This window comes from Prochlorococcus sp. MIT2309 (genome assembly GCF_059772305.1).
On record NZ_CM186282.1, the window covers coordinates 1,231,015 to 1,256,212 of the forward strand.

At 37.3% G+C, this 25,198-nt stretch carries 24 protein-coding genes; 8 read left to right on the forward strand and 16 right to left on the reverse strand.

Annotated features, from left to right (window positions below):
- Positions 1-9 precede the first annotated feature (9 nt).
- The gene (locus AC6EJA_RS06730) at positions 10-528 is read left to right on the forward strand and encodes an RNA helicase (RefSeq protein ID WP_498501899.1); all 519 of its coding nucleotides are present in this window, start codon (positions 10-12) and stop codon (positions 526-528) included.
- Here AC6EJA_RS06730 and AC6EJA_RS06735 read toward each other — a convergent pair.
- The 5 genes from AC6EJA_RS06735 to AC6EJA_RS06755 all read right to left on the reverse strand — a co-directional run bounded on the left by AC6EJA_RS06735 (position 514) and on the right by AC6EJA_RS06755 (position 6,044).
- The gene (locus AC6EJA_RS06735; RefSeq protein ID WP_498503568.1) at positions 514-1,074 is read right to left on the reverse strand and encodes a chorismate lyase; all 561 of its coding nucleotides are present in this window, start codon (positions 1,072-1,074) and stop codon (positions 514-516) included. The two genes, AC6EJA_RS06730 and AC6EJA_RS06735, sit on opposite strands and share 15 nt — an antisense overlap.
- Positions 1,075-1,099: 25 nt before the next feature.
- Positions 1,100-3,118, reverse strand: coding sequence for a tRNA uridine-5-carboxymethylaminomethyl(34) synthesis enzyme MnmG (gene mnmG / locus AC6EJA_RS06740; protein ID WP_498501900.1), 2,019 nt, complete (start codon positions 3,116-3,118; stop codon positions 1,100-1,102).
- Between the two features lie 9 nt (positions 3,119-3,127).
- Entirely contained in the window at positions 3,128-4,543 is a 1,416-nt protein-coding gene (gene dnaB, locus AC6EJA_RS06745) for a replicative DNA helicase (RefSeq protein ID WP_498501901.1), read from the reverse strand.
- Between the two features lie 63 nt (positions 4,544-4,606).
- A complete protein-coding gene (gene rplI, locus AC6EJA_RS06750) occupies positions 4,607-5,065 on the reverse strand; it encodes a 50S ribosomal protein L9 (RefSeq protein ID WP_498501902.1) in 459 nt (152 codons plus the stop codon).
- A 46-nt stretch (positions 5,066-5,111) separates the two neighbouring features.
- Complete coding sequence (locus tag AC6EJA_RS06755; RefSeq protein ID WP_498501903.1) at positions 5,112-6,044, reverse strand: acyl-CoA desaturase; 933 nt, start codon at positions 6,042-6,044, stop codon at positions 5,112-5,114.
- Positions 6,045-6,124: 80 nt separating this feature from the next.
- Between AC6EJA_RS06755 and AC6EJA_RS06760 the strand changes: the two genes are divergently transcribed.
- The 5 genes from AC6EJA_RS06760 to AC6EJA_RS06780 all read left to right on the forward strand — a co-directional run bounded on the left by AC6EJA_RS06760 (position 6,125) and on the right by AC6EJA_RS06780 (position 11,949).
- Positions 6,125-6,850: a DUF8644 domain-containing protein gene (locus tag AC6EJA_RS06760; RefSeq protein ID WP_498501904.1), complete on the forward strand. Its 726-nt coding sequence runs from the start codon at positions 6,125-6,127 to the stop codon at positions 6,848-6,850.
- A 1-nt stretch (position 6,851) separates the two neighbouring features.
- Positions 6,852-8,153 (forward strand): methionine gamma-lyase family protein, encoded by a 1,302-nt coding sequence (locus AC6EJA_RS06765; RefSeq protein ID WP_498501905.1) that lies wholly within the window; start codon positions 6,852-6,854, stop codon positions 8,151-8,153.
- An 18-nt stretch (positions 8,154-8,171) separates the two neighbouring features.
- The gene (gcvH, locus tag AC6EJA_RS06770; protein ID WP_498501906.1) at positions 8,172-8,561 is read left to right on the forward strand and encodes a glycine cleavage system protein GcvH; all 390 of its coding nucleotides are present in this window, start codon (positions 8,172-8,174) and stop codon (positions 8,559-8,561) included.
- Between the two features lie 101 nt (positions 8,562-8,662).
- The gene (gcvP, locus tag AC6EJA_RS06775; protein WP_498501907.1) at positions 8,663-11,548 is read left to right on the forward strand and encodes an aminomethyl-transferring glycine dehydrogenase; all 2,886 of its coding nucleotides are present in this window, start codon (positions 8,663-8,665) and stop codon (positions 11,546-11,548) included.
- 140 nt (positions 11,549-11,688) lie between these two features.
- Positions 11,689-11,949, forward strand: coding sequence for a hypothetical protein (locus AC6EJA_RS06780; RefSeq protein ID WP_498501908.1), 261 nt, complete (start codon positions 11,689-11,691; stop codon positions 11,947-11,949).
- A gap of 19 nt (positions 11,950-11,968) precedes the next feature.
- On the opposite strand, the gene AC6EJA_RS06785 is transcribed toward AC6EJA_RS06780, so the two are convergent.
- The 7 genes from AC6EJA_RS06785 to rpmI all read right to left on the reverse strand — a co-directional run bounded on the left by AC6EJA_RS06785 (position 11,969) and on the right by rpmI (position 16,847).
- On the reverse strand, positions 11,969-13,108 hold the full coding sequence (locus AC6EJA_RS06785) for a glycosyltransferase family 4 protein (RefSeq protein ID WP_498501909.1): 1,140 nt from the start codon (positions 13,106-13,108) through the stop codon (positions 11,969-11,971).
- Positions 13,109-13,132: 24 nt separating this feature from the next.
- On the reverse strand, positions 13,133-14,329 hold the full coding sequence (locus AC6EJA_RS06790; protein ID WP_498501910.1) for an NAD-dependent epimerase/dehydratase family protein: 1,197 nt from the start codon (positions 14,327-14,329) through the stop codon (positions 13,133-13,135).
- A gap of 58 nt (positions 14,330-14,387) precedes the next feature.
- A complete protein-coding gene (locus AC6EJA_RS06795; RefSeq protein ID WP_498501911.1) occupies positions 14,388-14,555 on the reverse strand; it encodes a photosystem II assembly protein Psb34 in 168 nt (55 codons plus the stop codon).
- 87 nt (positions 14,556-14,642) lie between these two features.
- Positions 14,643-15,446 carry a thiazole synthase gene (locus AC6EJA_RS06800; RefSeq protein WP_498501912.1) on the reverse strand — a complete coding sequence of 268 codons (804 nt, stop codon included), beginning with the start codon at positions 15,444-15,446 and terminating at the stop codon, positions 14,643-14,645.
- Positions 15,447-15,473: 27 nt separating this feature from the next.
- Positions 15,474-16,034 (reverse strand): tetratricopeptide repeat protein, encoded by a 561-nt coding sequence (locus tag AC6EJA_RS06805; RefSeq protein ID WP_498501913.1) that lies wholly within the window; start codon positions 16,032-16,034, stop codon positions 15,474-15,476.
- A 208-nt stretch (positions 16,035-16,242) separates the two neighbouring features.
- Positions 16,243-16,590 carry a 50S ribosomal protein L20 gene (gene rplT / locus AC6EJA_RS06810; protein ID WP_498501914.1) on the reverse strand — a complete coding sequence of 116 codons (348 nt, stop codon included), beginning with the start codon at positions 16,588-16,590 and terminating at the stop codon, positions 16,243-16,245.
- A 59-nt stretch (positions 16,591-16,649) separates the two neighbouring features.
- The gene (rpmI, locus tag AC6EJA_RS06815) at positions 16,650-16,847 is read right to left on the reverse strand and encodes a 50S ribosomal protein L35 (RefSeq protein WP_498501915.1); all 198 of its coding nucleotides are present in this window, start codon (positions 16,845-16,847) and stop codon (positions 16,650-16,652) included.
- A gap of 182 nt (positions 16,848-17,029) precedes the next feature.
- Here rpmI and AC6EJA_RS06820 point away from each other — a divergent pair, with 182 nt between their 5' ends.
- Positions 17,030-18,508, forward strand: coding sequence for a SpoIID/LytB domain-containing protein (locus AC6EJA_RS06820; protein WP_498501916.1), 1,479 nt, complete (start codon positions 17,030-17,032; stop codon positions 18,506-18,508).
- Between the two features lie 26 nt (positions 18,509-18,534).
- Positions 18,535-19,869, forward strand: coding sequence for a glycosyltransferase family 2 protein (locus tag AC6EJA_RS06825; RefSeq protein WP_498501917.1), 1,335 nt, complete (start codon positions 18,535-18,537; stop codon positions 19,867-19,869).
- Here the strand turns inward: AC6EJA_RS06825 and AC6EJA_RS06830 are convergent.
- The 4 genes from AC6EJA_RS06830 to tig all read right to left on the reverse strand — a co-directional run bounded on the left by AC6EJA_RS06830 (position 19,856) and on the right by tig (position 25,162).
- Entirely contained in the window at positions 19,856-21,571 is a 1,716-nt protein-coding gene (locus tag AC6EJA_RS06830; RefSeq protein WP_498501918.1) for a DNA polymerase III subunit gamma/tau, read from the reverse strand. The genes AC6EJA_RS06825 and AC6EJA_RS06830 overlap by 14 nt on opposite strands.
- A gap of 18 nt (positions 21,572-21,589) precedes the next feature.
- Entirely contained in the window at positions 21,590-22,951 is a 1,362-nt protein-coding gene (gene clpX / locus AC6EJA_RS06835; RefSeq protein ID WP_498501919.1) for an ATP-dependent protease ATP-binding subunit ClpX, read from the reverse strand.
- Between the two features lie 102 nt (positions 22,952-23,053).
- On the reverse strand, positions 23,054-23,710 hold the full coding sequence (gene clpP, locus AC6EJA_RS06840; protein ID WP_498501920.1) for an ATP-dependent Clp endopeptidase proteolytic subunit ClpP: 657 nt from the start codon (positions 23,708-23,710) through the stop codon (positions 23,054-23,056).
- Positions 23,711-23,740: 30 nt separating this feature from the next.
- The gene (gene tig, locus AC6EJA_RS06845) at positions 23,741-25,162 is read right to left on the reverse strand and encodes a trigger factor (protein ID WP_498501921.1); all 1,422 of its coding nucleotides are present in this window, start codon (positions 25,160-25,162) and stop codon (positions 23,741-23,743) included.
- Between the last annotated feature and the right edge of the window lie 36 nt (positions 25,163-25,198).

Consider the following 25,198-nt stretch of genomic DNA (forward strand, 5'->3'; position numbering starts at 1 on the left):
TATGGAGATATGAGCATTTATCGGCACAAAAATCCCAATCGACAGCGTTCAAGAGATTTGATTGATCGCAAAGTTGATCAATGGGTAGAGACTGGAAGACAGTTGGTTGATGGTGTTTCGGGTAATCGCCCAGGCCAAAGAAAATCAGGAAGACCCGTTTCATCAAGACTTGATAATTTAGGACGTTGGGTAGAAGATAAGATTGATTGGTTCTTCGAGGATGAGGAAGATTGGATGGAGCCTTTTGAAGATGAAAACAGCGTTTCAGGTTATCCCTCCCAAAAAAGACCTCTTGAAGCTATATCTTTAAGAACTACAAAGGCTTTGGGACCAGCTATTCCAAACAAATCCAATCACTTTGAAGATGATTGGCCAGATGAGGATTCTTTCAGAGTAAATCGTTGGGAAAGAACATCCTCGGTCGAATCTCGGGATACGGAGAAATTAATTAAAACACCAAAAAATCAAACTTCGAGAGCTCAGAGACCCTTGCCAAGATCAAGTAGAAGGCGTTCAGGATTTGATTAATGGTGGTTTATTTGTGACGGATCCTAGCCATTTTTGAATTTTTGGACTAAAAACTTCTCGAATAACTGTTAATTCTTTTTGGTTTCGAAAAAATCTATAGTGCCGACTCCAAAAAGGTCCTGTTTCTCTGAACTTTTGATCTAGCCAATCTTCTTGAACAAGTGCTAAACCATCAACTTGTCTGAAAAGCTCAGATCTATCATTTGTAAGACTTAACCATATTGGTTGATTTTTATTTTGTAAGTGTCTCTCAGCTTGAACGAGATTCCACCAGCTTTCAGCCCAAGCTAGAGTTTCGTTACCGCATTTCAACCATACTTGTCTTTTGAGTAATGGTGTTTGTAATTCATTAATTTCCTGGGGTGCATTTTTTCTCAATTCAATTTCTGGTTGCATTGCAATAACTTTTACACTTACCTCCTTTCCCGTTAAAAGTTGAAGATGTCTTGTAGGACTTCCATCCCCCAATAACATCAATTGCCATGGACCTGGCAGAAATTGTTGCGCATTGGTTTGTAAGATTTTTTCTACGGAGCATTCCCAAATAGATTTTGGGGAATCGAAAAGTTGATTACTCAGGGCGACCTCCTGTTAGTTGACCAGATTGTTTTGAATTCTTATTACCGTCTTGATAACGTTCTAACGCGTATTTCTCTATTTTGAGGCTTTCTATTTTTAGCCAAACCAAAAGAGCGCTCAAATCTGCCTTGCTCACTCCGGCTATTTTTGCAGCGTGACCAAAACTTCGAGGTTTAATCGCATTTAGTTTTTCGCGCGCTTCTTGAGAAAGAGTTTTAATCGTGAGATAGTCGATATCCTCTGTTAGTTCACGATTACTTTGTTTTTTTATTTGATTGATTTGAAGTTTTTGTCTTTCTAAATAACCACTATATTTGATATCAATTTCTGCGCCCTCTCTTATTGATAAAGGTAATGATTTGCTCATTAGATCGTGCTTAATTAAGTATTCTGAATTAACGCCAGGCCTTCGTAATAAGTCAGCAAGAGTAATTGATCCTTTTATTGCAGCATTAGTTTCTTTTTCAATAATTTTTGCTTTGGGAATACTTGATTTGAGCCTCTGAGTTTCCAATCTTTCCTTTTCTTGGTTAAGTGCTGAAAGTTTATTTTGAAATACATCCCATTGCTTCTCTTCAATTAATCCGATTTCGTAACCAATAGGTGTAAGTCTTCTATCAGCATTATCTCCTCGTAAAATAAGTCTGTATTCGCTTCGACTAGTTAATACTCTATATGGTTCATGTAGATCACTGCTGACGAGATCATCAATCATTGTCCCTATGTAACTCTCTTCTCTTGGAAATTCAATATATTTTTTGCTAGAGATTTTTCTTGAGGCGTTCACGCCAGCAACAAGACCTTGAGCGGCTGCTTCTTCATACCCAGTTGTTCCAATGAGTTGTCCTGCACAAAAAAGATTTTGAACTTTTTTTGTTTCTAATGAGTGCATCAGTTGTGTTGCGAGCACGTAGTCGTATTCAACTGCATATGCCGGTCTTAGCATCGTGCATTTTTCCAGCCCTGGAAGAGTCCTTAATAATTTCAGTTGAATTCCTTCTGGCAAGCCTGTGGAAAAGCCTTGTATGTAGATTTCTGGAGTGTCCAATCCCTCGGGTTCAAGAAAAATTTGATGTGATTCTTTCTCCGCAAAACGTACAATTTTATCTTCAATTGAAGGGCAGTATCTTGGACCTTTACTATCAATAAAACCACCATATATAGGTGTTAGATGTAAATTATCTCTAATAAGTTTATGTGTTGTTTTTGTTGTCCGAGTTAGGTAACAACTTATCTGTTCTTTCTTGATCCAATAGGAGGGATTGAATGAAAAAAAACGATTAGGTGCATTACTAGGTTGCTCTTCAAGTATTGATAAATCAATACTTCTCTTGTCTACTCTTGGTGGAGTCCCAGTTTTAAGACGACCAGTTTTGAAGCCAAGTTCTTGAAGTGCCTCTGTTAGACCTTGTGAAGCCTGCTCACCAGCTCTTCCGGCAGACATTGATTGATTGCCTACCCAAATTTTGCCACCTAAAAATGTACCAGTTGTGAGAATTACTGCTTTGGCATAATATATTGCGCCAAAAAATGTTTTTATGCCTTTGACAATTTTTGATGCATGTCTTTTTTCTGTAACCATCGGCGCCCGAGAATTTGATAATTCCTCTACCACTAAGTCAACAACCATTGCCTCTCTTAACGTGAGATTTTTGGTTTCGTGCAAAATTTCTAACATTTTACGAGAATATTCTTTCTTATCCGTTTGAGCTCTTAGTGCTCTTACTGCAGGCCCTCTACTAAGGTTGAGAATTCTTTTTTGAATGGCTGTTTGATCAGCTAATTTTCCAATGACTCCGCCAAGTGCATCAACTTCATGAACTAATTGACTTTTTGCAGGCCCTCCAACAGCGGGATTACAGGGTTGCCAAGCTATTCTATCAAGATTAAGTGTAAATAAAGCTGTGGATAAGCCTAGCCTAGATGAGGCTATTGCAGCTTCACATCCTGCATGGCCACCACCGACAACTACTACATCAAAAGATTCACCAGATGAGTCGTAACTTTCCATTGTGTTTAATTACGCCGCGAGATTTCTAAATCGGGTAAATTGTGGTTCAAATAATAATTTTACTGTTCCTATGGGGCCATTTCTGTGTTTGGTCACTATTAATTCTGTAATACCTTTATCTGTAGTTTCTGGATTGTAGTATTCGTCTCTATATATCATTAGCACTAAATCAGCATCTTGTTCAATAGAACCTGATTCACGAAGATCACTGAGCATAGGTCTTTTGTTTGTTCGAGATTCAACTCCTCTACTTAATTGTGATAGTGCTATGACAGGAACTTTTAACTCTCTTGCCATCCCTTTTAGACCACGTGTAATTCGAGAAAGCTCCTGCACTCTATTGTCAGGAGTTGTTCCCTCCATCAATTGGAGATAGTCAATGACAATTAAACCTAATTCTTTACCTTGTTCAGCTATCAATCGTCGGCATAAAGATCTCATGTCAAGAACACTAGAATTTGGTTTATCATCTATGTACATAGGCAATTGTCCCAATGTATTAATTCCTTGACCAAGAAGAGGCCATTCTTCTTGGTGAAGCCTACCGGTCCTGAGTCTTCCACTCTCAATGCCTACTTCCATGGATAAGAGCCTATAAGTAAGTTGCTCTTTACTCATTTCAAGGCTGAAAATACAAACAGGTAAGTTGTGCAGTTGAGCAACATTTTTTGCTAGATTCAAAACAATAGATGTCTTCCCCATGGCTGGTCTTCCAGCAACAATAATTAGATCACTTCGTTGTAAACCCTGAGTCATAGCATCAAGATCATAAAAATTTACCGGTATACCAGCAACAGAAGTTCCTATAGAACGGCTTTCAATTTCATTGAATGTACTAGTTAATATTTCTGAGGTCGGAGTTAATCCTTTCGATGGTTTTTCTTGACTGATTGCAAAAATTTTTTGTTCAGCTAGGTCTAATGCTTCGTCCATAGGAAGACTTTGGTCAAACCCAAGTTTGATGACATCATTGCCTGAGCTGATTAATTGTCTGCGTAGAAATTTATCGGAAATCAGTAGTGCAACTTGTTCAATTGATGCAGTTGATGTGACTCTCTCAACTAATTCGACAAGTCGATTGTTTCCGCCAATTTTTTCAAGCGAGCCAGTATCCGAGAGCCAAGCACTCATCGCGGTTAGATCAGTTGGCTTCCCTTGACTATGCAGCATTAGGGCTGTTCTGAATATTTCCCTATGGGCTTTTAGATAAAAAGCTTCTGGTTGAATTAAATCTGCAATACGACTAATTGCATCAGGATCTAAAAGTATGCCTCCAAGGACTGCTTCTTCGGCTTCTAAATTTTGTGGCGGTACTAGGTCTGGTTGAGTTTCGAAATTTGGTTCATCAGATTTATTTCTGTTCGCTCGAATAGGTTTTTTCCTATCAGTGTTTTCATTGGTATTTTCAAGCTTTGGGGTCAACATTTATGAAACCCTTTTGAATTAATTAGATTTACACTCTGGTCAGTATTTTTAAAGGTGCAAGTATTAGTAACTAATAACTTCAAGGTTGATCTCTGCATTCACTTCTGAATGAAGTTTAATTTGTACCTTGTATTTACCAATACCATCAATTTCTGGTACGGATATATCCCTTCTGTCTATCTCTTTTTTTGTAGCTTCTTTGATTGACTCAGCTATATCACCATTAGTTACAGTTCCAAAAAGGGCTCCATCTTCTCCAACCTGTTTTTTGACTGTAAATCGTCCGATTGTTACTAAGGCGGTTTTGAAATCCAAAGCAGCTTGTTTTTTCTCGGCTTCAAGTTTTTGTTGTTTAGCTCGTCTATGTTCTACCTGTTTGAGAACAGCTGGTGTTACTACAACAGCTTTTTGAAATGGTAGAAGATAATTTCTTGCGTAACCAGGTGCTACTTCTATGAGATCACCATCTTTCCCAAGGTTGGTGATGTCTTCGTTGAGTACAACTTTTACTCTTTTTGCCATGGTTTTTAATAGGTGTCAGTATTGATTCGGTTCATTATTCAATACATTAAGAAGAAATAGGTAACCTTATCTTTCGAGCCAATCCTATAGCATTGAGGATTCGAATATGTTGCCAAGTCAAATCAATTTGGTGTTTTTTTAGACCATGCCTTGCTGAATTTGGAAAAGCATGATGGTTGTTATGCCAACCTTCACCAAATGTCAGAGCGGCAACCCAACCATTATTTTTTGAATTATCACCGCTATCGTATTCAACTGAACCCCAACAATGAGTTGCGGAATTGACTAACCAAGTTATGTGGTAAACAAATACTAATCTTAGTGGTATTCCCCAAAGCACCATTGACCATCCCCCCACTGAAGTTGCTTCTCCAATCCAAAAAAGTAGAAGACCCAAAGGTAATTGAAGCGCTAAAAAATATTTATTAAGCCATCGGTAGTAGGGATCCTTTATCAAATCTCCTGCCAGTCTAGGAACTGTATCCATTGCAGGAACATGCTCAAACATCCAGCCCATATGGCTCCACCAAAATCCTTTATTGCTGTCATGATGGTCCGGCTCAGTGTCAGAAAAAGTATGATGATGCCTGTGGAGGCCTACCCAATCAATTGGACCATGTTGACAACTTAAAGCACCACAAGTTGCGAAAAATCTTTCTAGCCATTTGGGTAATTGGAAAGATCTATGTGACAAAAGTCTGTGATAACCAAGTGTTACTCCAAGACAGGCAGTAATCCAATAAAGAATTAAAAAAGCTGAAAAAGCCTGGAAACTCCAGAATTTAGGAAGCAACGCATACAATGTAAGTGCATGAATGGTGGCCATAAAAATAACTGTTCCCCAACGACGATGTAGTCGCTCTGGCTTTAGGACAGTTGCTTTTAAGGGCATCTGAAGTTTTTCTGAAGCTGCTACTGCTTTATCTGCAGCCACTGGCTTTCTCAATGGAGCAGTCGCTTCGATCACACTGGAAACCATTAGTGATCCGTATACATAATGTTTATAATAACTGATAACGATCCATATCGATAATTTTTATCGATCTGCCAGCTTATCTTGTGACTAAAAGTTTTCGCGATCGACTTGCTGAAGGAAGAAGAGCAATGGCTCACTTAGTTCATGTTTGGCATGAGCGAAATGGTTGGTCGCATAAGGTATTACCAGCATTGGTAGAGTCTTTGGAACTTGGAAAGGTCCATAATTCACAAATATCTAACATCAGAAATGGGAAGTTATCCTCACCAGGTCCAGAGGTTTTTTTAGCTCTGGCTCAAGCTAATCAAGTTCTTGATCAAGGAATTGACTCAATCAAGGAAAAGTTAGGTGATCAGCATCCAGAGCTATTGAAAGTACTTTGTGATTCTGCTGTACCTATCAAGGGTAATAATAATGAACCTTTGGGGGCGGGAGATTTATTTGAGATATTTTTGGGGCTTGCTCCATTACCCTCATCCTTCGATTGGTTTATAGAAGAAGACGAGGCTGTGATGTTGAGCGCTGCTCTTTCAGACCAATTATCTGGAGGAAGATCATGGAGAAATTGCAGGAAAAAGATAATGAGCGCTTATCCAGTTAGTAAGTTAAGTAGGAGAGAGCGTTTTGCGGAGGTTATGGCAGGTATTAGGGATTACACTGCTGAGGAACTTGATGGAGAACTTTTAGATTTATACGCAACTAATTGCTCTCTTGAAGGCTCACTTCAAAGAGGACCTGATCACTTTCTTGAAGATCTAAGAAAGAGAGCCAAAAATCTACAGTTGAACAAATCTCAATCAGATATTTAACTTGAACGAAATTCTTAATTCACATCTCAATTGTTCGAATTCTAAAAGTTGGGCAAAAAAAATAGTCTTTGAAACAGAGGTTGAGCTAGCACAAGCTATACAAAAACGGACTGATGAGGTTTTACCTCTTTTGCAAAAAGTTTTGAATGCATTTGCAAAAAGGCGTCTTTCTTCTCAACATTTTTCATCAAGTTCAGGCTATGGTCATAATGATATTGGTAGAGATGTTATAGATGATATTTTTGCTGACATTTTTGATGCAGATAAAGCAGCTGTTAGGTCACAATTTGTTAGTGGTACTCATGCAATAACCAGCGCTTTGTTTGGAGTTTTGCGTCCCGGAGATAATATCTTATCAGTTACAGGTGAGCCTTACGAAACCTTGCAAGAAGTAATAGGAACAAGGGGTTCTAGACAGGGTTCATTAATTGATTTCGGTATATCTTATGATCAAATTTCAGTTTTAGATAGATTTTCAGTAGATTTAGCCTTACTAGAAAAAGCACTTAATAAGAGACGACATATGATATTTATTCAGAGAAGTTGTGGTTATTCATGGAGAAAATCATTATCCATATCTGACATAAAAGAGATCTGTACTTTAGTGCATGAAAAACAACCTGATTGTATTTGTTTTGTTGATAATTGTTATGGAGAATTTATAGAGAGTAGAGAACCTTGTTCTGTCGGAGCTGATTTAATTGCTGGCTCTTTAATTAAAAATCCAGGAGGTACATTGCCTATCACAGGAGGTTATGTTGCAGGTAGATCGAATTTAGTAGAACAGGCCTGCTGTAGGTTAACGGCTCCTGGAATAGGTTCAAATGGTGGCATAACATTCAATATGAATAGACTCATATTGCAAGGTATTTTTCTTGCACCTCAAATGGTTTCTGAGGCTCTTATTGGTTCGGATTTAGTAGCAGCAGTTTTTAATAAAATAGGTTTTGAGGTAATGCCTGGAATATCAGAAGCCAGAGGTGATGTGATACAGGCAGTTCAGTTAGGTTCAGATAAAGCATTGAAATTGGTATGCCGCGCTTTTCAGAAATCATCTCCGGTTGACTCTTTCTTGGACCCAGTTCCAGGAGAAATGCCAGGTTACGAAAATAATTTAATAATGTCGGGAGGCACTTTTGTTGAAGGTAGTACTAGTGAATTCTCCGCTGATGCTCCAGTGAAACCGCCTTACAATCTTTTTGTTCAAGGAGGTACTCACAGAGCACATGTAAAAATTGCCCTTATTGAGGCAATTAATGAATTAATTAAGGCAGATTTGATCAATTTGGACCAAAATATATAGGCTTTCGTTGCCAATATCATGGCTTTTGATTTTCCACAACAATTTCGTTTTGCTGATAGCCACGAGTATGCAGTACTTGAGGATGAATTAGTTAAGGTTGGTATTAGTGCATTTGCCGTAGATCAGTTGGGAGACATCGTTTTTGTGGATTTACCTGAGGAGGGTGTAATGGTTGAAAAAGGAACAGTTTTTGGCTCAGTTGAGTCTGTAAAAGCTGTCGAGGACATGTATGTACCAGTGAGTGGAGAAGTAATTTCTATAAATCAAGATGTGATAGCGAATCCAGAAGCTCTTCAGAATGATCCGCATGGTGATGGTTGGCTATTAAGAATTGCCCCAACGAATCCTGATCAGATTGATGAATTAATGGATGCAGATTCTTATAAAAATAAAGTAGCTGTTAAATAAAAATTTTTATTATTGATTATTTTCTCACTTTTGCGAGAGACTTACTAGCCTTTAAAAATTAAAAAAGTCAGTTTCCTCGTTCGGCACTGACAACACCCGGCATGGATTTATCGAGTTTTGCTATCAGGCATTTTGGCCTAAATGAAGAAGATCAAAGCTATATGCTCAAAGTAATTGGGCATGACAATTTTGATGATTTTATCTCTTCAGTTGTGCCAAAAGACATATTGGATACTGAGCCAGTTTTTCCTTCTGTAAAAAGAGGTTGTGGTGAAAGGGAAGCTCTTGAAGAAATTGAATTAATTGCAGAGAAAAATCAACTTTTTAAATCATTTATTGGGCTTGGTTACCATCGAACAACATTACCTGCTCCTATTCAGAGACATATCCTTGAGAACCCAGGATGGTACACAGCTTACACCCCATATCAAGCGGAAATATCACAAGGTCGGTTAGAGGCACTATTTAATTTCCAGACTCTCATATCAGAACTTACAGGTTTGCAAATAGCAAATGCATCCCTGCTAGATGAGGCTACAGCTGCTGCAGAAGCTATGAGCATGAGCTTTGCTGCTAATAAAAATATCCAATCAAAACGATTTTTAGTTGATGAAAAAGTTCTCCCTCAAACCCTTTCAGTTCTGATAACACGTGCAAATCCCTTGGGAATAATTATTGAATTGGTTAAACCTCAGCAAATTTCATTTGATGATGATGTTTTTGGGCTGTTGCTCCAACTCCCCGGAAGTGATGGCCGCCTTTGGAATCCAACCGATGTAATTAGTTCAGCTCACAAGGTAAATGCTTTGGTTACAGTCGCGATCGATCCATTAGCGCAGGTTCTTTTGGCCCCTGTAGCCACTTTTGGAGCGGATATTGCAATTGGTAGTGCACAAAGATTTGGAGTGCCTATTGGATTTGGTGGACCACATGCTGCTTTTTTTGCAACCAAAGAAAGTTTTAAACGACAAATTCCTGGAAGATTGGTTGGTCAATCTGTTGATAATGAAGGTAATCATGCTTTGAGACTTGCTTTACAGACAAGAGAACAACACATTCGAAGAGATAAAGCCACAAGTAATATTTGTACTGCACAAGTACTTTTGGCTGTCATAGCTGTCTTTTACGCGATTTATCATGGTCCAGAGGGACTTGAATCGATCGCAAAAAAAATCATAGCTCTACGGAAACAATTTGAATATGCCTTGATCAATCTGGGATATGAACTTGACTCTTATGATCGCTTTGACACGGTTGAGGTTTTTTGTAAGGAAGCTGATTTAGTAATTAAACTTGCAGAACAAAAAAATATTAATTTAAGAATATTACCCTTTGGAGAATCAGTCTCTAATGCGAAAGGATTCGGAGTGACTTTTGATGAGTTAAGTAATGAAAAAGAATTGAACGATCTCATTGATATTATTTCAAAAGCAAAAAATAAAATCTTTGAAAAAACTCAAATATCTAATTTAGAAACATTAACTTTTTCTGATGATATTCCGCTAAGAAATGAGCAATGGTTGCAACAAAATGTATTTAAAAAATATAGAAGTGAAACTGATTTATTGCGTTATATAAATAGTTTAGTCATTAAAGATTTTTCCCTAGTTAATGGAATGATTCCACTGGGTAGTTGCACTATGAAGTTAAATGCAACTTCTGAATTAATACCAATCAGCTGGAAGAAATTTTCCTCAATACACCCATTCTCTCCAATTGAGCAATCACAAGGTTTTAAACATCTGATAAAAGATCTGGAAATATGGATTGCAGAATTAACTGGATTTAAAGGAGTTTCTCTGCAACCAAATGCTGGTTCTCAAGGGGAATTTGCAGGATTATTGGTTATTCAGCAATGGCATAAGTCCAAGGGGCAAAATCAGAGAAATATTTGCTTAATACCCACCAGTGCCCATGGGACTAATCCTGCGAGTGCAGTGATGGCTGGAATGAAAGTTGTTCCTGTGTTATGTGATGAGTCGGGAAATATTGATATTTCAGATTTGGAGAAAAAATCACAACATTACAGCAATGAACTTTCTTCATTGATGGTTACTTATCCTTCAACTCATGGTGTTTTTGAACCTAAAATAAGAAAAATTTGTGAAATAATTCATTCTCATGGTGGACAGGTTTATCTTGATGGAGCAAATTTAAATGCTCAAGTTGGGTTGTGTAGGCCTGGAGTTTACGGAGCAGATGTTTGCCATCTTAATTTACACAAAACCTTTTGCATTCCTCATGGGGGTGGTGGACCTGGCGTGGGGCCAATTGCAGTGGCCGATCATTTAGAGCCTTTCTTGCCTAGTCACCCTTTTGAATTCTGTGCAGATTTTAAAAATAAAGTAGGTGCCATATCTGCCGCACCCTTTGGGAGTGCTTCAATACTTCCTATTAGCTGGATGTATATAAGAATGATGGGTGGTGATGAACTAAGGAATGCTTCAACTTTGGCAATGTTATCTGCAAATTACATAGCTAATCGACTTAAAGATTACTATCCGATTTTATTTAAAGGTCCTAATGGAATGGTTGCTCATGAATGCATATTAGATGTTAGAGATATTAAAAAGAATACTGGCATAGAGGTAGACGATATTGCTAAGCGATTAATGGACTATGGATTCCACGCACCAACTGTGAGCTGGCCAGTTGCGGGGACATTAATGGTAGAACCCACTGAAAGTGAAAGCCTGGAAGAGATCAATCGATTTTGTGATGCAATGATTTCGATTCGCAAGGAGATTCAAAATATTGAGATAGGTAAAAGTGATAAGGAAAATAACCCCCTCAAAAGAGCTCCCCATACCTTATTTAGTGTCACTGCAGATAAGTGGGATAGGCCTTATTCTCGAGCTGAGGCAGTTTTCCCTGTTTCAGATCTGATCAAAAATAAGTTCTGGCCTTCTGTTTCAAGAATTGATAACGCTTTCGGAGATAGAAATCTTATTTGTACATGTACAAGTATTAATGATTACGATGATTGATCAAACACTACCCCTAGCGTTATTGATCATTTATAGTTATCTTTCTATAAGAATGAGAAATCTTTATTTCGATTTGCCAAAATGGCAAATTTTTCAAATAAATTTTCACTTCTCACTGTCTCTTTAATTTATGGGGAAATATGGAGAGATCAAGCACCGCTAAAACTTTGAGTAATGCAAATCCACCGAAGGATTTAAAATTACCAAAATTTTCTAATAGTTTGGAGTCAGTTCTCAGCAATGGGGATCTTCTTAGAGTTGATGGTACAAATGTAATTAGAGTACCCTTTGGAATTCGTCACCCAGTTAGAAAACGTCCAGCAAGGCAATCTAATTGGGCGACTTTGGTTATCCCTCTTCATTCATCTAGTTCACCAACTCCTCCACCTCACGCAGCTTAGTGTCAACCACCAATGTCTTTTAATTTTTTAATTCTTCATTCATAACATTCACATAATATTTTTTTAGTTGTTTAGTAGCACTTTCCCAACCCCATTTTTCTGCCTCCTCTCTGGCAGAGTGTCTCATGGTTTGGCGATCTGCCTCGTTGCCTAGAATTTTTTTAGTGGCTTTAATTAAACTTTCAGATCCATCATTTTCGCCATCAGGATCGTAAAGACATCCATTCACGCCATGAGAAATTATGTCAGGGATACCTCCTCGATTTGCTCCAACCACTGGGCATCCAGCGGCCATAGCTTCAAGTAAAACCAATCCCAGAGTTTCTGTGCTTGAAGGGAATAAAAACGCATCTCCGCACGCGTATGCACTTGCGAGTTCTTCTCCTGCTAAATATCCCACAAACGTAGTTGCGGTTCCTTGAAATGTTTTTTCAAGTTGATTCCGGTGAGGACCATCTCCAACTAATGCCAATCTGGCAGTTGGCAAAGATTCGAGCACTGGTTTTATACGCTCAATTTGTTTTTCTGCTGATAGTCTTCCTACATAAATCAATAAAGAACCCTCATCAGTAAAGTTGCCTATCAGTCTTTTACGCATATTTTCATTTCTTAATTCTGGTCTAAAAGTTTCAGTATCAACTCCTCTTTGCCAGAGTTCCGTATGTTGTATCCCCTTATCACTAAGTTCTCGAACCATAGCTGTTGAAGTGCAAAGATTAAGAACAGCCTGATTATGGGCAGCCTTTAGAAGTTCCCAAAGGAGGGGCTCAAGCATTCCCATCCCATAATGTTCAAGATATTTCGGAAGATGAGTGTGATAGCTGGCTACTAATCTAATGTTATTTGTTTTTGCCAACCAAATACCCCCAAGACCAAGAACGGCTGGATTGACTACATGAACTATGTCTGGTTGAAAACTCTCTAGCGCTTCTGAGACTGCCGGTCCTGGGAGGCCAAGTTTTAATTCTGGGTACAAAGGTAGAGGCATAGCTGCTACCCCTATCACTCGAGCACCTTTATAACTTTCTGGACAACCCTCGGGACAAAAAACAACAACTTCATCCCCACCTTTAACAAGATATTCAATGGTTTTAGTAAGTCTTGTGACTATGCCATCAACCTTTGGTAGAAAAGTTTCTGTAAAAAAAGCTATTTTCACTTTGCTGAAAAATTGGCTAAGGGATTAATTACTCTCTTTGATTGCCTTGGCTTGGGTATTTGTCCAAGCAGAGACGCATGGAATTCGATTCTTGTCACAGCGCTCTGACCAACGTTTAGCTATATCAACTACCTCCTCTAATAAACCATTATCAAGTGTAGTGGGATTAAGCCCAAGTTCAATAAAGCATCTGTTATCAACGATCAAATCGTTCTCAACTGCCTCATTTCTAGGATTAGGTAAATAATTTATTTCGGCGCCTGTAAGAGAAGCAACTTTTTTGGCTAATTCGCCTACTTGGTGACTTTCAGTCATTTGATTAAATATCTTGACCCTTTCTCCTTTCTCTGGTGGATTTTCGAGCGCTAATTGCACACACTTAACTGAGTCTCTTATGTGAATGAAAGCGCGAGTTTGACCGCCAGTCCCATGAACTGTTAGTGGGTATCCGATTGCTGCTTGCATAAGAAATCTATTTAGTACAGTTCCATAATCACCGTCATAATCGAATCTATTTGTTAGCCGCGGATCTCTATTTAATGCGTCAGTATTTGTTCCCCAGACTATTCCTTGATGGAGATCGGTGATTCTTATTAGATCATTTTTGTTGTAGTACAAAAATAACAACTGGTCGAGTGTTTTGGTCATGTGATAGACACTCCCAGGGCTCGCAGGATGAAGGATTTCCTCCTCAAAACGACTGCCATCAGGTTGGGGTACCTCGACTTTTAAATAACCCTCTGGAATAGTTGCTCCTCGGTGGGATCCATACCCATATACTCCCATTGTTCCAAGATGAACGATATGAATATCTAATTCGCTTTCAACAATCGCCGCTAAAAGGTTGTGAGTGCCATTGACATTGTTATCAACAGTGTATCTTTTAGTGGCACTTGATTTCATTGAGTAAGGGGCAGCTCGTTGCTCTGCAAAGTGCACTACTGAATTAGGTTTTTCTTCAAGTAGAAGATCAACCATCTTTTGAAATTCTTTGGAAATATCCAAATTGATAAAACGGATTGGTTTCCCACCAATTTCTTTCCAAGCGTTAAGTCGATCTCCGATACTTGATATTGGAGTTAGTGAATCTACTTCTAGATCCACATCAATTTTTCTTCGACTTAAATTGTCGATAATAATCACATCGTGACCTTGGTCTGCCAAGTTCACTGCACAGGGCCATCCGCAGAACCCATCACCACCAAGAACAAGAACTTTCACCCCAAACTCCAGCAGAAAAAAGCTTTCTACTGATCATACGCAAGAGCCTATGAAGGTTTCACCTGATTGTGAATGTAAAAGCAATAAGTCCGATGAAAAGTAAAATCCCAAAAGATAAGAATATCCGAGATCCGTTGCTATCACTTGCTTGGGTTGAGAGTACTTCTATTTCGGGTTCTTTAGCAAATGCATTAAGACGTCCCTCAGACTCCTTTGTAACAATCATTTTTTCTGTGTATTTGGCTGACCTTATGGATAAAATTTGCCTTCTTTATCTTTCCGTTACGTACCGTTACTTATTGAATAGGTATATTTACTTAGCGATGACACCGCTTTCTGGCGAGCTTGGGCTTGCCTGAAGTCTCTCAAGCAGCCTGCCAGAAAGATAAGAATCTCTACCTGCCTCGGTGGCTTTTGCCATGGCCCTTGCCATTCTTGGAGGATTACCTGCAAGCGCTATTGCGCTGTTAATTAGAACTGCATCTGCACCCATTTCCATTGCACATGATGCTTGACTGGGCACACCTATTCCAGCATCAACTATTACTGGGATTGTGGCATTTTCAATAATGATGGAAATATTTGCAGAATTTTTAATTCCTTGTGCGGATCCTATTGGCGACCCCAATGGCATTACGGTGGCACAACCAACTTCCTCAAGTTTCTTAGCTAATAAAGGATCAGCATTCACATAAGGAAGGACAACAAAGTTATCTTCAACAAGTTTCTCAGCAGCTTTTAGGGTTCCAATTGGATCTGGCAATAAATATTTTTTATCAGGTATTACTTCTAACTTCACGAAATTGTTGTCTTCTTGACCTACTACTTTTGCTAATTCTCTTCCCAACTTGGCAACCCTTATTGCATCCTCTGAATTAGTGCAACCAGCAGTGTTTGGTAGCATCCAAAACTTTTTCCAATCAATTGATTCTATTAAGCCTTTGTGACCCTTTTCAGCTGCTTGTACTCTCCTAATTGCCACAGTTATAATTTCACATTTTGAGTTTATAAGACATTTTTGCATGGTTCGAATATCAGGATATTTTCCTGTTCCAGTCAATAATCTGCTATTGAAAAGTTTATTACCTATCCTTAAATTGTCTTGTGAATCTTCCATGATTGTGTAAGTAGTTATATGTTTATTTTAGAAGCCTTTTTCTAGGGAATTGTTATTTTTTATTTTAGATCCAGTTCTTTTTTGAAGTCTTTCATATCCTTTTTTTGCTGTTTTGTTCTTGGGATCAATTTTCAAAACTTCTTCATAGATTTCACAAGCTTCTTCCGTTTCAAGCAGTTTTTTTTTCGCAAAAGCTAAATTATTCAATGCAACTGGATAATCAGATTTGGCTTTGATTGCAGTTTTGTAATGAGTAATTGCAGATTTAAAATCGTTTTGAGCAGCTAAGGAGAATCCAAGTGCATTTTCGATTACCGCTCTGGCCTCATTAGGCTCCTCTTTAAGCTTTTTAATTGCTTTTTTTAAAGTAGCAGTTGCTTGAGGATAAAGTCTTTTTTTGATTTGAACTGAAGCAAGTTCGTAGAGTTCACCAGCATCATTAGAGGAGTCTACGTTTCCTTTTTCTAGTTGAATTAATTTGCTTTCATCCGCACGGGTTTTTAGTAATTGCCTTCCGACTAATATCGCAATAAACAATAGAAGGATGCTTAGCCCAGTTAGGTAGGTTTCAGGCAGAGATAAATTCATAATTCAAAAAATCCAAAAGACTCAATAGAAATGAAAGTTTTTAATGATTTTTCCTTGTAAAGCTCAATCGAAATGTAGAAAAGGCAGGATAAAAATTATAAATACTTCACTCTATTATATATATATTATAGTAATACAAAAGAAAACTTATCTAAAATTCTTATAGCTCAACCAGTATATTTTTTTTTAAATATTAGGGCTTGCTTTTTTATCGTTTAATTGAAGAAACGACTTTCTCAAAGTTTGAAGGATCTACAACTGCAAGTTGAGAGAGCATTTTTCTATTCAATTTTATATCTTCTTTTTTTAAAGTTCCCATTAATGAGCTGTAAGTCCATCCGTTGATTCTTGCAGCAGCATTAATTCTTGCAATCCAAAGACGTCTGAAATCACGCTTGCGTCTACGTCTATCCCTGTAGGCATTGCATAGGGCCTTCATAACTCTTTGATTGGCGGTTCTGAAGAGTTTCCCATTCCCTCCTCTAAATCCACGAGCTAAGTGAAGTATCTTGTTTCGACGCTTTCTAGCGACATTTCCTCTTTTTACCCTTGCCATAAGTTACTTGGTTAGAAATTTTTTTCTACTGGGAGAAATTGTACTTGAAAATAGGTAGTTTATGAATAAGGAAGCATCAAACTCACATTGTCAGCATCTCTCTCATTGACAACAGCCTTAGTTGCAAGATGTCGTTTCAGTTTAGGACTTTTGTGGTCAAGAAGATGGTTTCTAAACGCTCTCCTGCGCATAAACTTCCCAGTACTAGTTGCTTTAAAACGCTTAGCAGCGGCTTTACGAGTTTTTAGTTTCGGCATTCTATTGTCGAACTGCTTAATCAAATGAGCATAGAGCCTTGTCTCCTTTTAAGCAAATTAAAAATGCTGAAATAGCAAAAGGCAGCTGAATTCTTTTAAAAAAATAAATGGTAAAAACACAATTGAAAAGAAATTTTTGTTTTTTCTATATCTATTGCTTTTTGCTGTGGAGTTTTCACCAGGTGCTAAAGGCTGAAAATAATTTTCCCGCAAATTCAGAATCAATACCAACTCACGAAACTATTCCTCTCCCACCAGTTGTAAAAAACAAGAGTGACCATATTTTTGTAAGTCTGGAGACCTATCTTGGTAAAAATATTGGTGGTAATCCAAAAATTAGAGATACTCTTACTCTTTCTAGTAATCGCGATAAATTAATCCTAAGAGACATGAATGGGATTCTGCATAAATCCTCCCAAATTCAAATCGATTGGGAATTACTTCCAAAAGAGAATCCAATTAAAATTTTCAGAAAGGTGTTAGGTCCTTTTGCAAGTTATGAATCAGCCAAAGAAATTGCATTAAAGCTTAGTGAAAAAAATATTTCTTCTTTAATAGCTAGGCCAGGGGACTGGGAGGTCTGGGTTTCAAAAAAAGAGAGAATTCCTAAAAATTTTAAATTTAAGGTAATCGAAAAAATTAATAAATTTGAAGTTCAACCATTACTAAAAATTGGTGAATCTGGTTTTCTAATGAAGGGACCCATAGAAATCAAGGCACCATCGGGTCTACTTTGGAAAGGCGGATTGTATTTTGGTCCTTTTCTTCTTCAGAAGGATGCTTATGGGACTTGGACTTTAATTGAGAAAGTAAAATTAAAGAAATATCTTGGCGGCGTAGTCCAGCATGAAATAGGTTCCAGCGCTCCAAAAAGCGCAAAGGAAGCACAGGCTGTTTTAGCAAGGACATGGGCTCTAGCAAATATTTCAAGATTTAATGTCGATGGTTACCATCTCTGCAGTGATACACAATGTCAGGTTTATAAGGACCCTGAAAAATCTCATGAATCTGTCATAGGAGCGATCAATTCAACTTCAGGGAAGTATTTGGTCTATGAAGGAAAACCTATTAATGCTGTTTATCATGCGACAAATGGTGGAGTTATGGCTGGCTTAGATGAAGCTTGGCTTGTTTCGCCTGTTCCATATTTAACCGCTAAAATAGATGCAAATTACCAGCTAAAGGAACGGTTTAAGCTTCCTTTTGTTGAAGATTCACAAGTTTCATTATTTTTAACAACAACCGATAATATTTACGGTAGTTTTCATAAAAGATTTAGATGGAAACGACTAATAACAAACACAAATATAATTAATATGTTATTGGATAATAGTATTAATTTTGATTCAATTTCTGATATTAAAGTTATGAGAAGAGGAGCAAGTGGAAGGGTTCTACAGCTAAAAATAATCGCAAAAAATAGCAAAGAGTCCTTAATACTTAAGGCTGATGAAATTAGAAAGATCCTAATAGAATTGCCAAGTACTCTTTTTGTGGTAAGTAAAAAAGGCGATAATTCATGGGAATTTTCAGGAGGGGGATTTGGCCACGGAGTTGGATTATCTCAGGCTGGCGCAATTGAACTTTCTAAGAGAGGTTGGAATGTTGATAAAATTCTCAGCCATTACTATCCGGGTACTGAATATGAATCTTTGCCCTAGAGTTAAGATCTAAATTCGGAAACAGAATGATCTTTGAGAGTCCGAATGGAAATCACAGACGCCGAAAAGCGGCTATATTTTTCATTTTTTGCGGAATTATAGGATCTATTCCTCACTGGATAGATCCTTCAAAGAATCTTTTACCTGCTTTTTCTCTCGCATTAGTATTGGGGGGATACGGACTAAGAGTTGTTTTACGAGATCGCGACAGGCTCAGTGATTCATCTGAAATAGAAGAAAAATCTGATGAAAATTATTTTCCAAATATTGATGTTTTGGTTTCTGCTAGGGACGAGGAGAATGTTGTTGAAGGATTAATTCAAAGACTTTCGAAAATAAATTATCCAACTGATCGAATCTCTTTTTGGATTATCGATGATGGTAGTCAAGACAATACAAATATTTTGATTAAAAGCTTGATAGAGAAAAAAGAAAACTTTAATTTGCTTCAGAGACCAAGGTCAGCAGGTGGTGGAAAGTCAGGAGCATTAAATTTTGCCTTAAGTAAATTAAATGGAGATTGGGTCTTTATTTTGGATGCAGATGCACAATTTAATTCAGATATTCTTGTAAGAGTCATACGTCAAGCAAAAAGAAAAAATTGGTCAGCACTTCAATTAAGAAAAGCAGTTGTAAATAACAATCAAAATATTTTAACTGTTTTTCAATCTATGGAAATGGCTATGGACGCTGTTATTCAGAGAGGAAGATTGCGTGGTGGGGGCGTTGTTGAACTTAGAGGTAATGGTCAGTTAATAAAACGTAAAGTTCTAGAAGAATGTGGCGGCTTTAATGAAGAAACAGTAACTGACGATCTGGATTTAAGCTTTCGATTACTTTTTTCTAGAGCATCAGTAGGAATTTTATGGGATCCACCAATTCATGAAGAAGCAGTATCTAATTTTCTTGATCTTTTTAAGCAACGCCAAAGATGGGCTGAAGGAGGTTTGCAGAGATTTTTTGATTACTACGAAAAATTTATTTCTTCCACGATTAGAATTAATTTAAAAACAGATTTAATATGTTTTTTTATTCTTCAATATGTTATTCCATTAGTATCTTTTTGGGATTTACTTATCTCTCTTCTCACAAAATCAATACCTCTTTACTGGCCATTATCATTCATTGCTTTGGCAGTATCAGGCTTAGCATATTGGAAGGGGTGTTCAAGAGTCAGTGAGGGGCCTGAAGTCCCTAATCCTTCACCTATAAGGATTTTTTTAGCTTTATTATATTTATTACACTGGTTTGTAGTTATTCCCTATGTGGCTTTAAAGATGGCATTATTTACAAAAAGACTTGTTTGGGTAAAAACGATTCATAAAGGCCATGAAAATAGTCAATCAATCAATCAAGATTAATAATTTCTCCATTAAAGAATTCTGCTAATTTCTCAGCTTCATTACTACCAGTTTCTTTTGGAGTTGATGATTCATTGGGAATATTTTTTTCTATCTTATCCACTCTAATTTCAGATTTCAAATATGCATTTTGCTCGGAATCATAAACTTTTTTAGTTGATTTCTCTCCAATATTTTTTTCAATCTTTTGTTTCCCCAGACTATCTTTATTTTCTATAGTTTTGTTAAGAATAATCTTTCGTGGACTACCTAAGGTATTTTTGATTGCATCCTCTATCAATGAACTTCTGCTTTGTATCATACCTATCCAGTTTGATGCAACTGATATCTCAGCAGTCTCTTGAGTTATCTTTGTTAATTGAGCTTGTTGAGATAAAAGCATTTTTGTAGAGGGAAGAGTTAGCGAAGAGAGAATTCGTTCCCATATCTGTCTGAGATCATTTGAATTTTCTTCATTAGAGTCAATTTTTTTAATTTTAGAATTAGGAGAGCTCTCTTTTTTATTAAATATTTTTTGTGTGTCTGTAACTATTAAATTTTCAGTTGATGAATCACTAAACCCTTTTATATCTTCTTTTGCTATGTTCTCTTGCAATCCCTTATTATTTGGTTTATCTATTAATCCCAATAGTAAAACTTCAAGCCAAAGTCTTGGTTGAAGACTCTGCCTTAATTGATATTCAGTACCTTTTAATTGAGATTGCCACTTGAGTACAACTTGAATATCTAATTTTTGTTTTAATTTATCAATCTTATCTAATGACTCATTAGATAAGTTGCATAGGTTTTCATGTTCAGGGGCAAGAATTTTAATGATTAAGTCTCTTAAAACTGATGCAAAACCCTGAAGAATTGCTATTGGTTCTTTTCCACTTTCAAGAAGATTATTGCAACTTTTCAGCGTTTCCAATGGGTTAGAGTCTGCTATCGATTCAACTAATCCAATTAATTCATTGTCAGGAATGACACCAATTAAATTTAAAACTGTATTTAATTTAATCGGACTTGGTAAAAGACTTAATTGGTCAAGCATGCTTTCGGCATCTCTAAGACCACCCTGAGAATGTTTTGCTATGCCTTCAATAGCTTCATCCTCAATGGAGATGCCTTCTTTCGCCGAGATCATTTTCAGATGCTTTGAAAGTTCTCTTAAAGGTATTCTTCTAAAATCAAATCTTTGGCATCTACTTAATATTGTTGGTAAGACTCTTTGAGGATCAGTTGTAGCCAAAATGAATACTACTCTCTCAGGAGGTTCCTCAAGAGTCTTTAATAATGCGTTGAACGCCGCTGTTGATAACATATGACATTCGTCTATTACATATACTTTCCATTTTGCTATGACCGGGGCAAATCTTGATTTTTCGATTAATTCACGGATATTATCTACCCCAGTATTAGATGCTGCATCTATCTCTATAACGTCGAGAGCCGAGCCTTGAATGATTGACTTACATAATTCGCATTCACCACAAGGTGTGATTGTTTCTTGAATATTTTTTGTGCAGTTTAAAGATCGTGCAAGAATTCTTGCACTAGAGGTTTTTCCTGTTCCCCTAGGACCACAAAAAATATAGGCTGGTGCGATTCGCTTGGTTCGAATTGCTTGTTTGAGCGTCTCAGAAATGCAATCTTGCCCTACAAGGCTATCGAAGCTTTGTGGGCGATATTTGTGGTGAAGTGGTTCGTATTGTTCACTCATGCATGATTAAAAAATTTTTTAAGCGGATTCTTTTTTCTGTCTTTCATCATTTGAAGGTAGAGATAATATTTTCGCTTTTGTAAGCTCCTTTACCATCTTCTTAGTGACTATAAATTCATTAATACTTGTTTGTGATGGAAGCTTATACATGAGATCAAGCATTAGTTCCTCGACAATTCCACGTAATGCTCTTGCGCCTGTTTTTCGTTTGTGGGCCTCTTTTGCAATTTCATTAACTGCTTCGTCATCGAAATCGAGTTTTACATTATCCATACTTAGAAGTGTTTTAAATTGCTTCACGATGGCATCTCTTGGTTCTGTCAGAATGGATTTAAGTGCATCTATATCAAGCGGTTCAAGAACTGCTGCTACGGGCATTCGCCCGATAAATTCTGGTATGAGACCATACTTAACTAAATCATCTGGTTCAAGCTGGTTTAGGACCTCATGGTCTTTTAAATCTCTATTAAGTCTTTGAACACCTTCTGAAGTTGTTGGCATAAAACCAATAGAGTTTCTACCTAATCGCTTTTGAACAACCTCTTGTAGTCCAACAAAAGCACCACCACAAATAAAAAGAATTTGACTCGTATCAATTTGAATACATTCGCTGTAAGGATGTTTTCGCCCTCCTTGTGGAGGAACATTTGCGACTGTGCCCTCAAGCATTTTTAAAAGTGCTTGCTGAACTCCTTCTCCAGAGACATCACGTGTTATTGATGGGTTTTCACTTTTGCGGGCTATTTTATCGATTTCGTCGATATAAATAATCCCTCTTTGAGCTAGGTCAACGTCCATATCAGCTTTTTGGAGAAGTCTTAGAAGGATATTCTCAACATCCTCTCCTACATATCCCGCTTCTGTGAGCGTGGTTGCATCGGCGACAGCAAAAGGGACATCAAGTAACTCAGCAAGTGATTGTGCTAATAATGTTTTCCCGCAGCCAGTTGGTCCAATTAACAAAATATTCGACTTGTGGAGCTTAGTTGCAGTTAATTCAGTTTCGCCGTTTCCATCTCCGGACCATGCAAGTCTCTTGTAATGATTGTAAACAGCAACAGATAAAGTTTTTTTTGCAGACTCCTGGCCCACAACTTGATTATCAAGTACTTTTTTAATTTCAATTGGCTTTGGAATACTAGCTAATGTTGGAGCAGGTTTTTTGTGGCCCTCCTGAGCATTTGATGCACTTTTTTTAATTAACTCTTTGCTTTGACGATTATTACCCTGAGCTTCAATAAGTTCATCTTCAAGGATTTCATTGCAGAGGTCTATACATTCATCACAAATGTATACCCCTGGTCCTGCAATTAATTTTCTTACCTGATCTTGAGCTTTCCCACAAAAGGAGCACTTTAGATGGGCGTCGAATTTTGCCATCGAGCTCTCAGCAATTGATTAGTAAAGGATTGACTTAAGGTATTTAGCCTCAATTAACAGGATCGCCGATATGGATGATTAAGTCATCCATACTTAATGATTTCATGTCAGTTGAGCATTAACCACTTTGTCTATCAGGCCATATTCAACCGCTTCTTGAGGAGAAAGAAAGTGGTCTCTTTCTGTATCTTCGGTAATTTTATCTAACGGTTGCCCAGTATGCTCTGATAGCAATGAGTTTAAAGTTTCTTTCAAAAAAAGAATTTCTTTTGCTTGGATTTCAATTTCTACAGCTTGACCTTGAGCCCCACCAAGTGGTTGGTGAATCATAATTCTTGAATTAGGAAGAGCTAATCGCTTCCCTTTTGTGCCGCCGGATAGAAGAAAGGCACCCATGCTTGCGGCTAGTCCGAAGCAGATAGTTACAACATTTGGCTCTACTTGTTGAATTGTGTCGTATATAGCAAGTCCGGCAGTAACAGATCCACCAGGAGAATTTATGTAAAGTTGAATATCTTTTTCTGGGTCGTCCGCTTCTAGGAAAAGCATCTGCGCTACCAATGAATCCGCAACTTGATCATTAACTTCACTACCAAGAAAAATTATCCTCTCTCTTAGCAGTCGAGAGTAAATATCAAATGATCGATCTCCTCTACCTGATTGCTCAACAACAGTTGGCAAGATCCCTGGAGAAGCTAGCTGAGGACTACGAAAAAAGCTTTGTATAGGATGATTTCGACTTGTGTTGAGCACGTTCATAATGATTATCTATTTATAAATTAATAAAATTTAGTTCTCTTTAGTGATTTTTTTGGTCTTTTTTTCTGAGGTTTTTGATTTTTCTTTGACTTTTTTGGGTGAATTTTTTATATCAGGCTCGCTTTGATTTTTGTTAGGAGTCTTTTCGATTACAGAATTGTTTTCTTCCAGCCAATTTATTAGTTTCTCTTGAAGTAAGTCGTCTCCAATTGCTTGTTTGAGTTTCACTGCATCAAAATTTTTCTGTGATTTAAACTCATTTTCAATTTCCTTGAATCTTGAATCAATTTCATTTTCTGTGATTTCTATTTTTTCAGCTTTCGAAAGCGCATTAAGTGCAAGACTTTTTCGTAAATTATCTTCAGCTTCCTGCCTTGATGATTGCATTAAAGAATCTACAAGTTCGGGGGTAAATATTGACTTAACATCAATACCTTGCTGAGCAAAATTTCTAGCTGTTTGTTCAACTATATTTCTAACTTCTATGTCTATTAAAGTTTTTGGTAATTCAACTTCAAGTTCTTTAACCAATTCTTTCAAAAGAGATTCTTGCCTTGCTTTTTTTTGATTTTGTTTGCATTCTTCCTTTAGCCGAGTTTCTAGTTCCTCTCTCAATTCTTTCATTGTATTCTTATCACTTGTCTGTTTTGCGAAAGAATCATCTAAATCAGGTAACTCTCTAGACTTTAAATCATTTAATTTAATTGAAAAGTTTGCTTTTCTCCCTTTTGCGGTTTCATCATGGTAATCCTTTGGGAACTCACAATTTACTGATTTTTCGTCATCCACAGACATACCAACAATACCCTCTATAAATCCAGGAATCATTTTCCCTTTTTCGAGTTCAAGATCCATTGATTCTGCTTTTCCACCTTTGATGGGTTCATTATCGTCACTGAATTTCCCTTCAAAACTAACTACTGCAATATCACCCATTGCAGCCGGACGATTTTCAACAGGAACTAATGTTGCTAATTGCTTTCTTGATTGTTCAATTAATTTATCAACTTTTTCTGGGTTGAAAACTATTTTTTCAACTTCGGCCTTCAAACCATGCGTTGTTTTTAGTTTTGGTTCTGGAGCGATATCGGTCTCTAAGGTGATTTTGAGGGATTTATTTGGGTCGAAATTTTCAAGTAATTTCTCAAAACCATCTTTTAACTCAGGTTCGCAAAGAGGCTCGATGGATTCTTGATCTAATGCCTCTTCCCAAGACTTTTGCAATAATTTTTCAAGCGCTGAAGCTTGGATCCTCGTAGCTCCAATTTGCTGCAATATGACAGCTTTGGGAACCTTCCCTTTCCTGAAACCTGGCAAATTTGCTGTCTTGCAAAGGTTTTTAAGGGCGTCATCGAAACTTGTTTTGCATTGGTCTGCAGGGATTTCTAGAGCCACAGCAATACGACTTGAGGGAAGTGAACTTGTGGTTACTTTTAATTTTGAGATGGTCATAATTTAATTTTCTAGTCTTTTACTCTAACTAGCTGT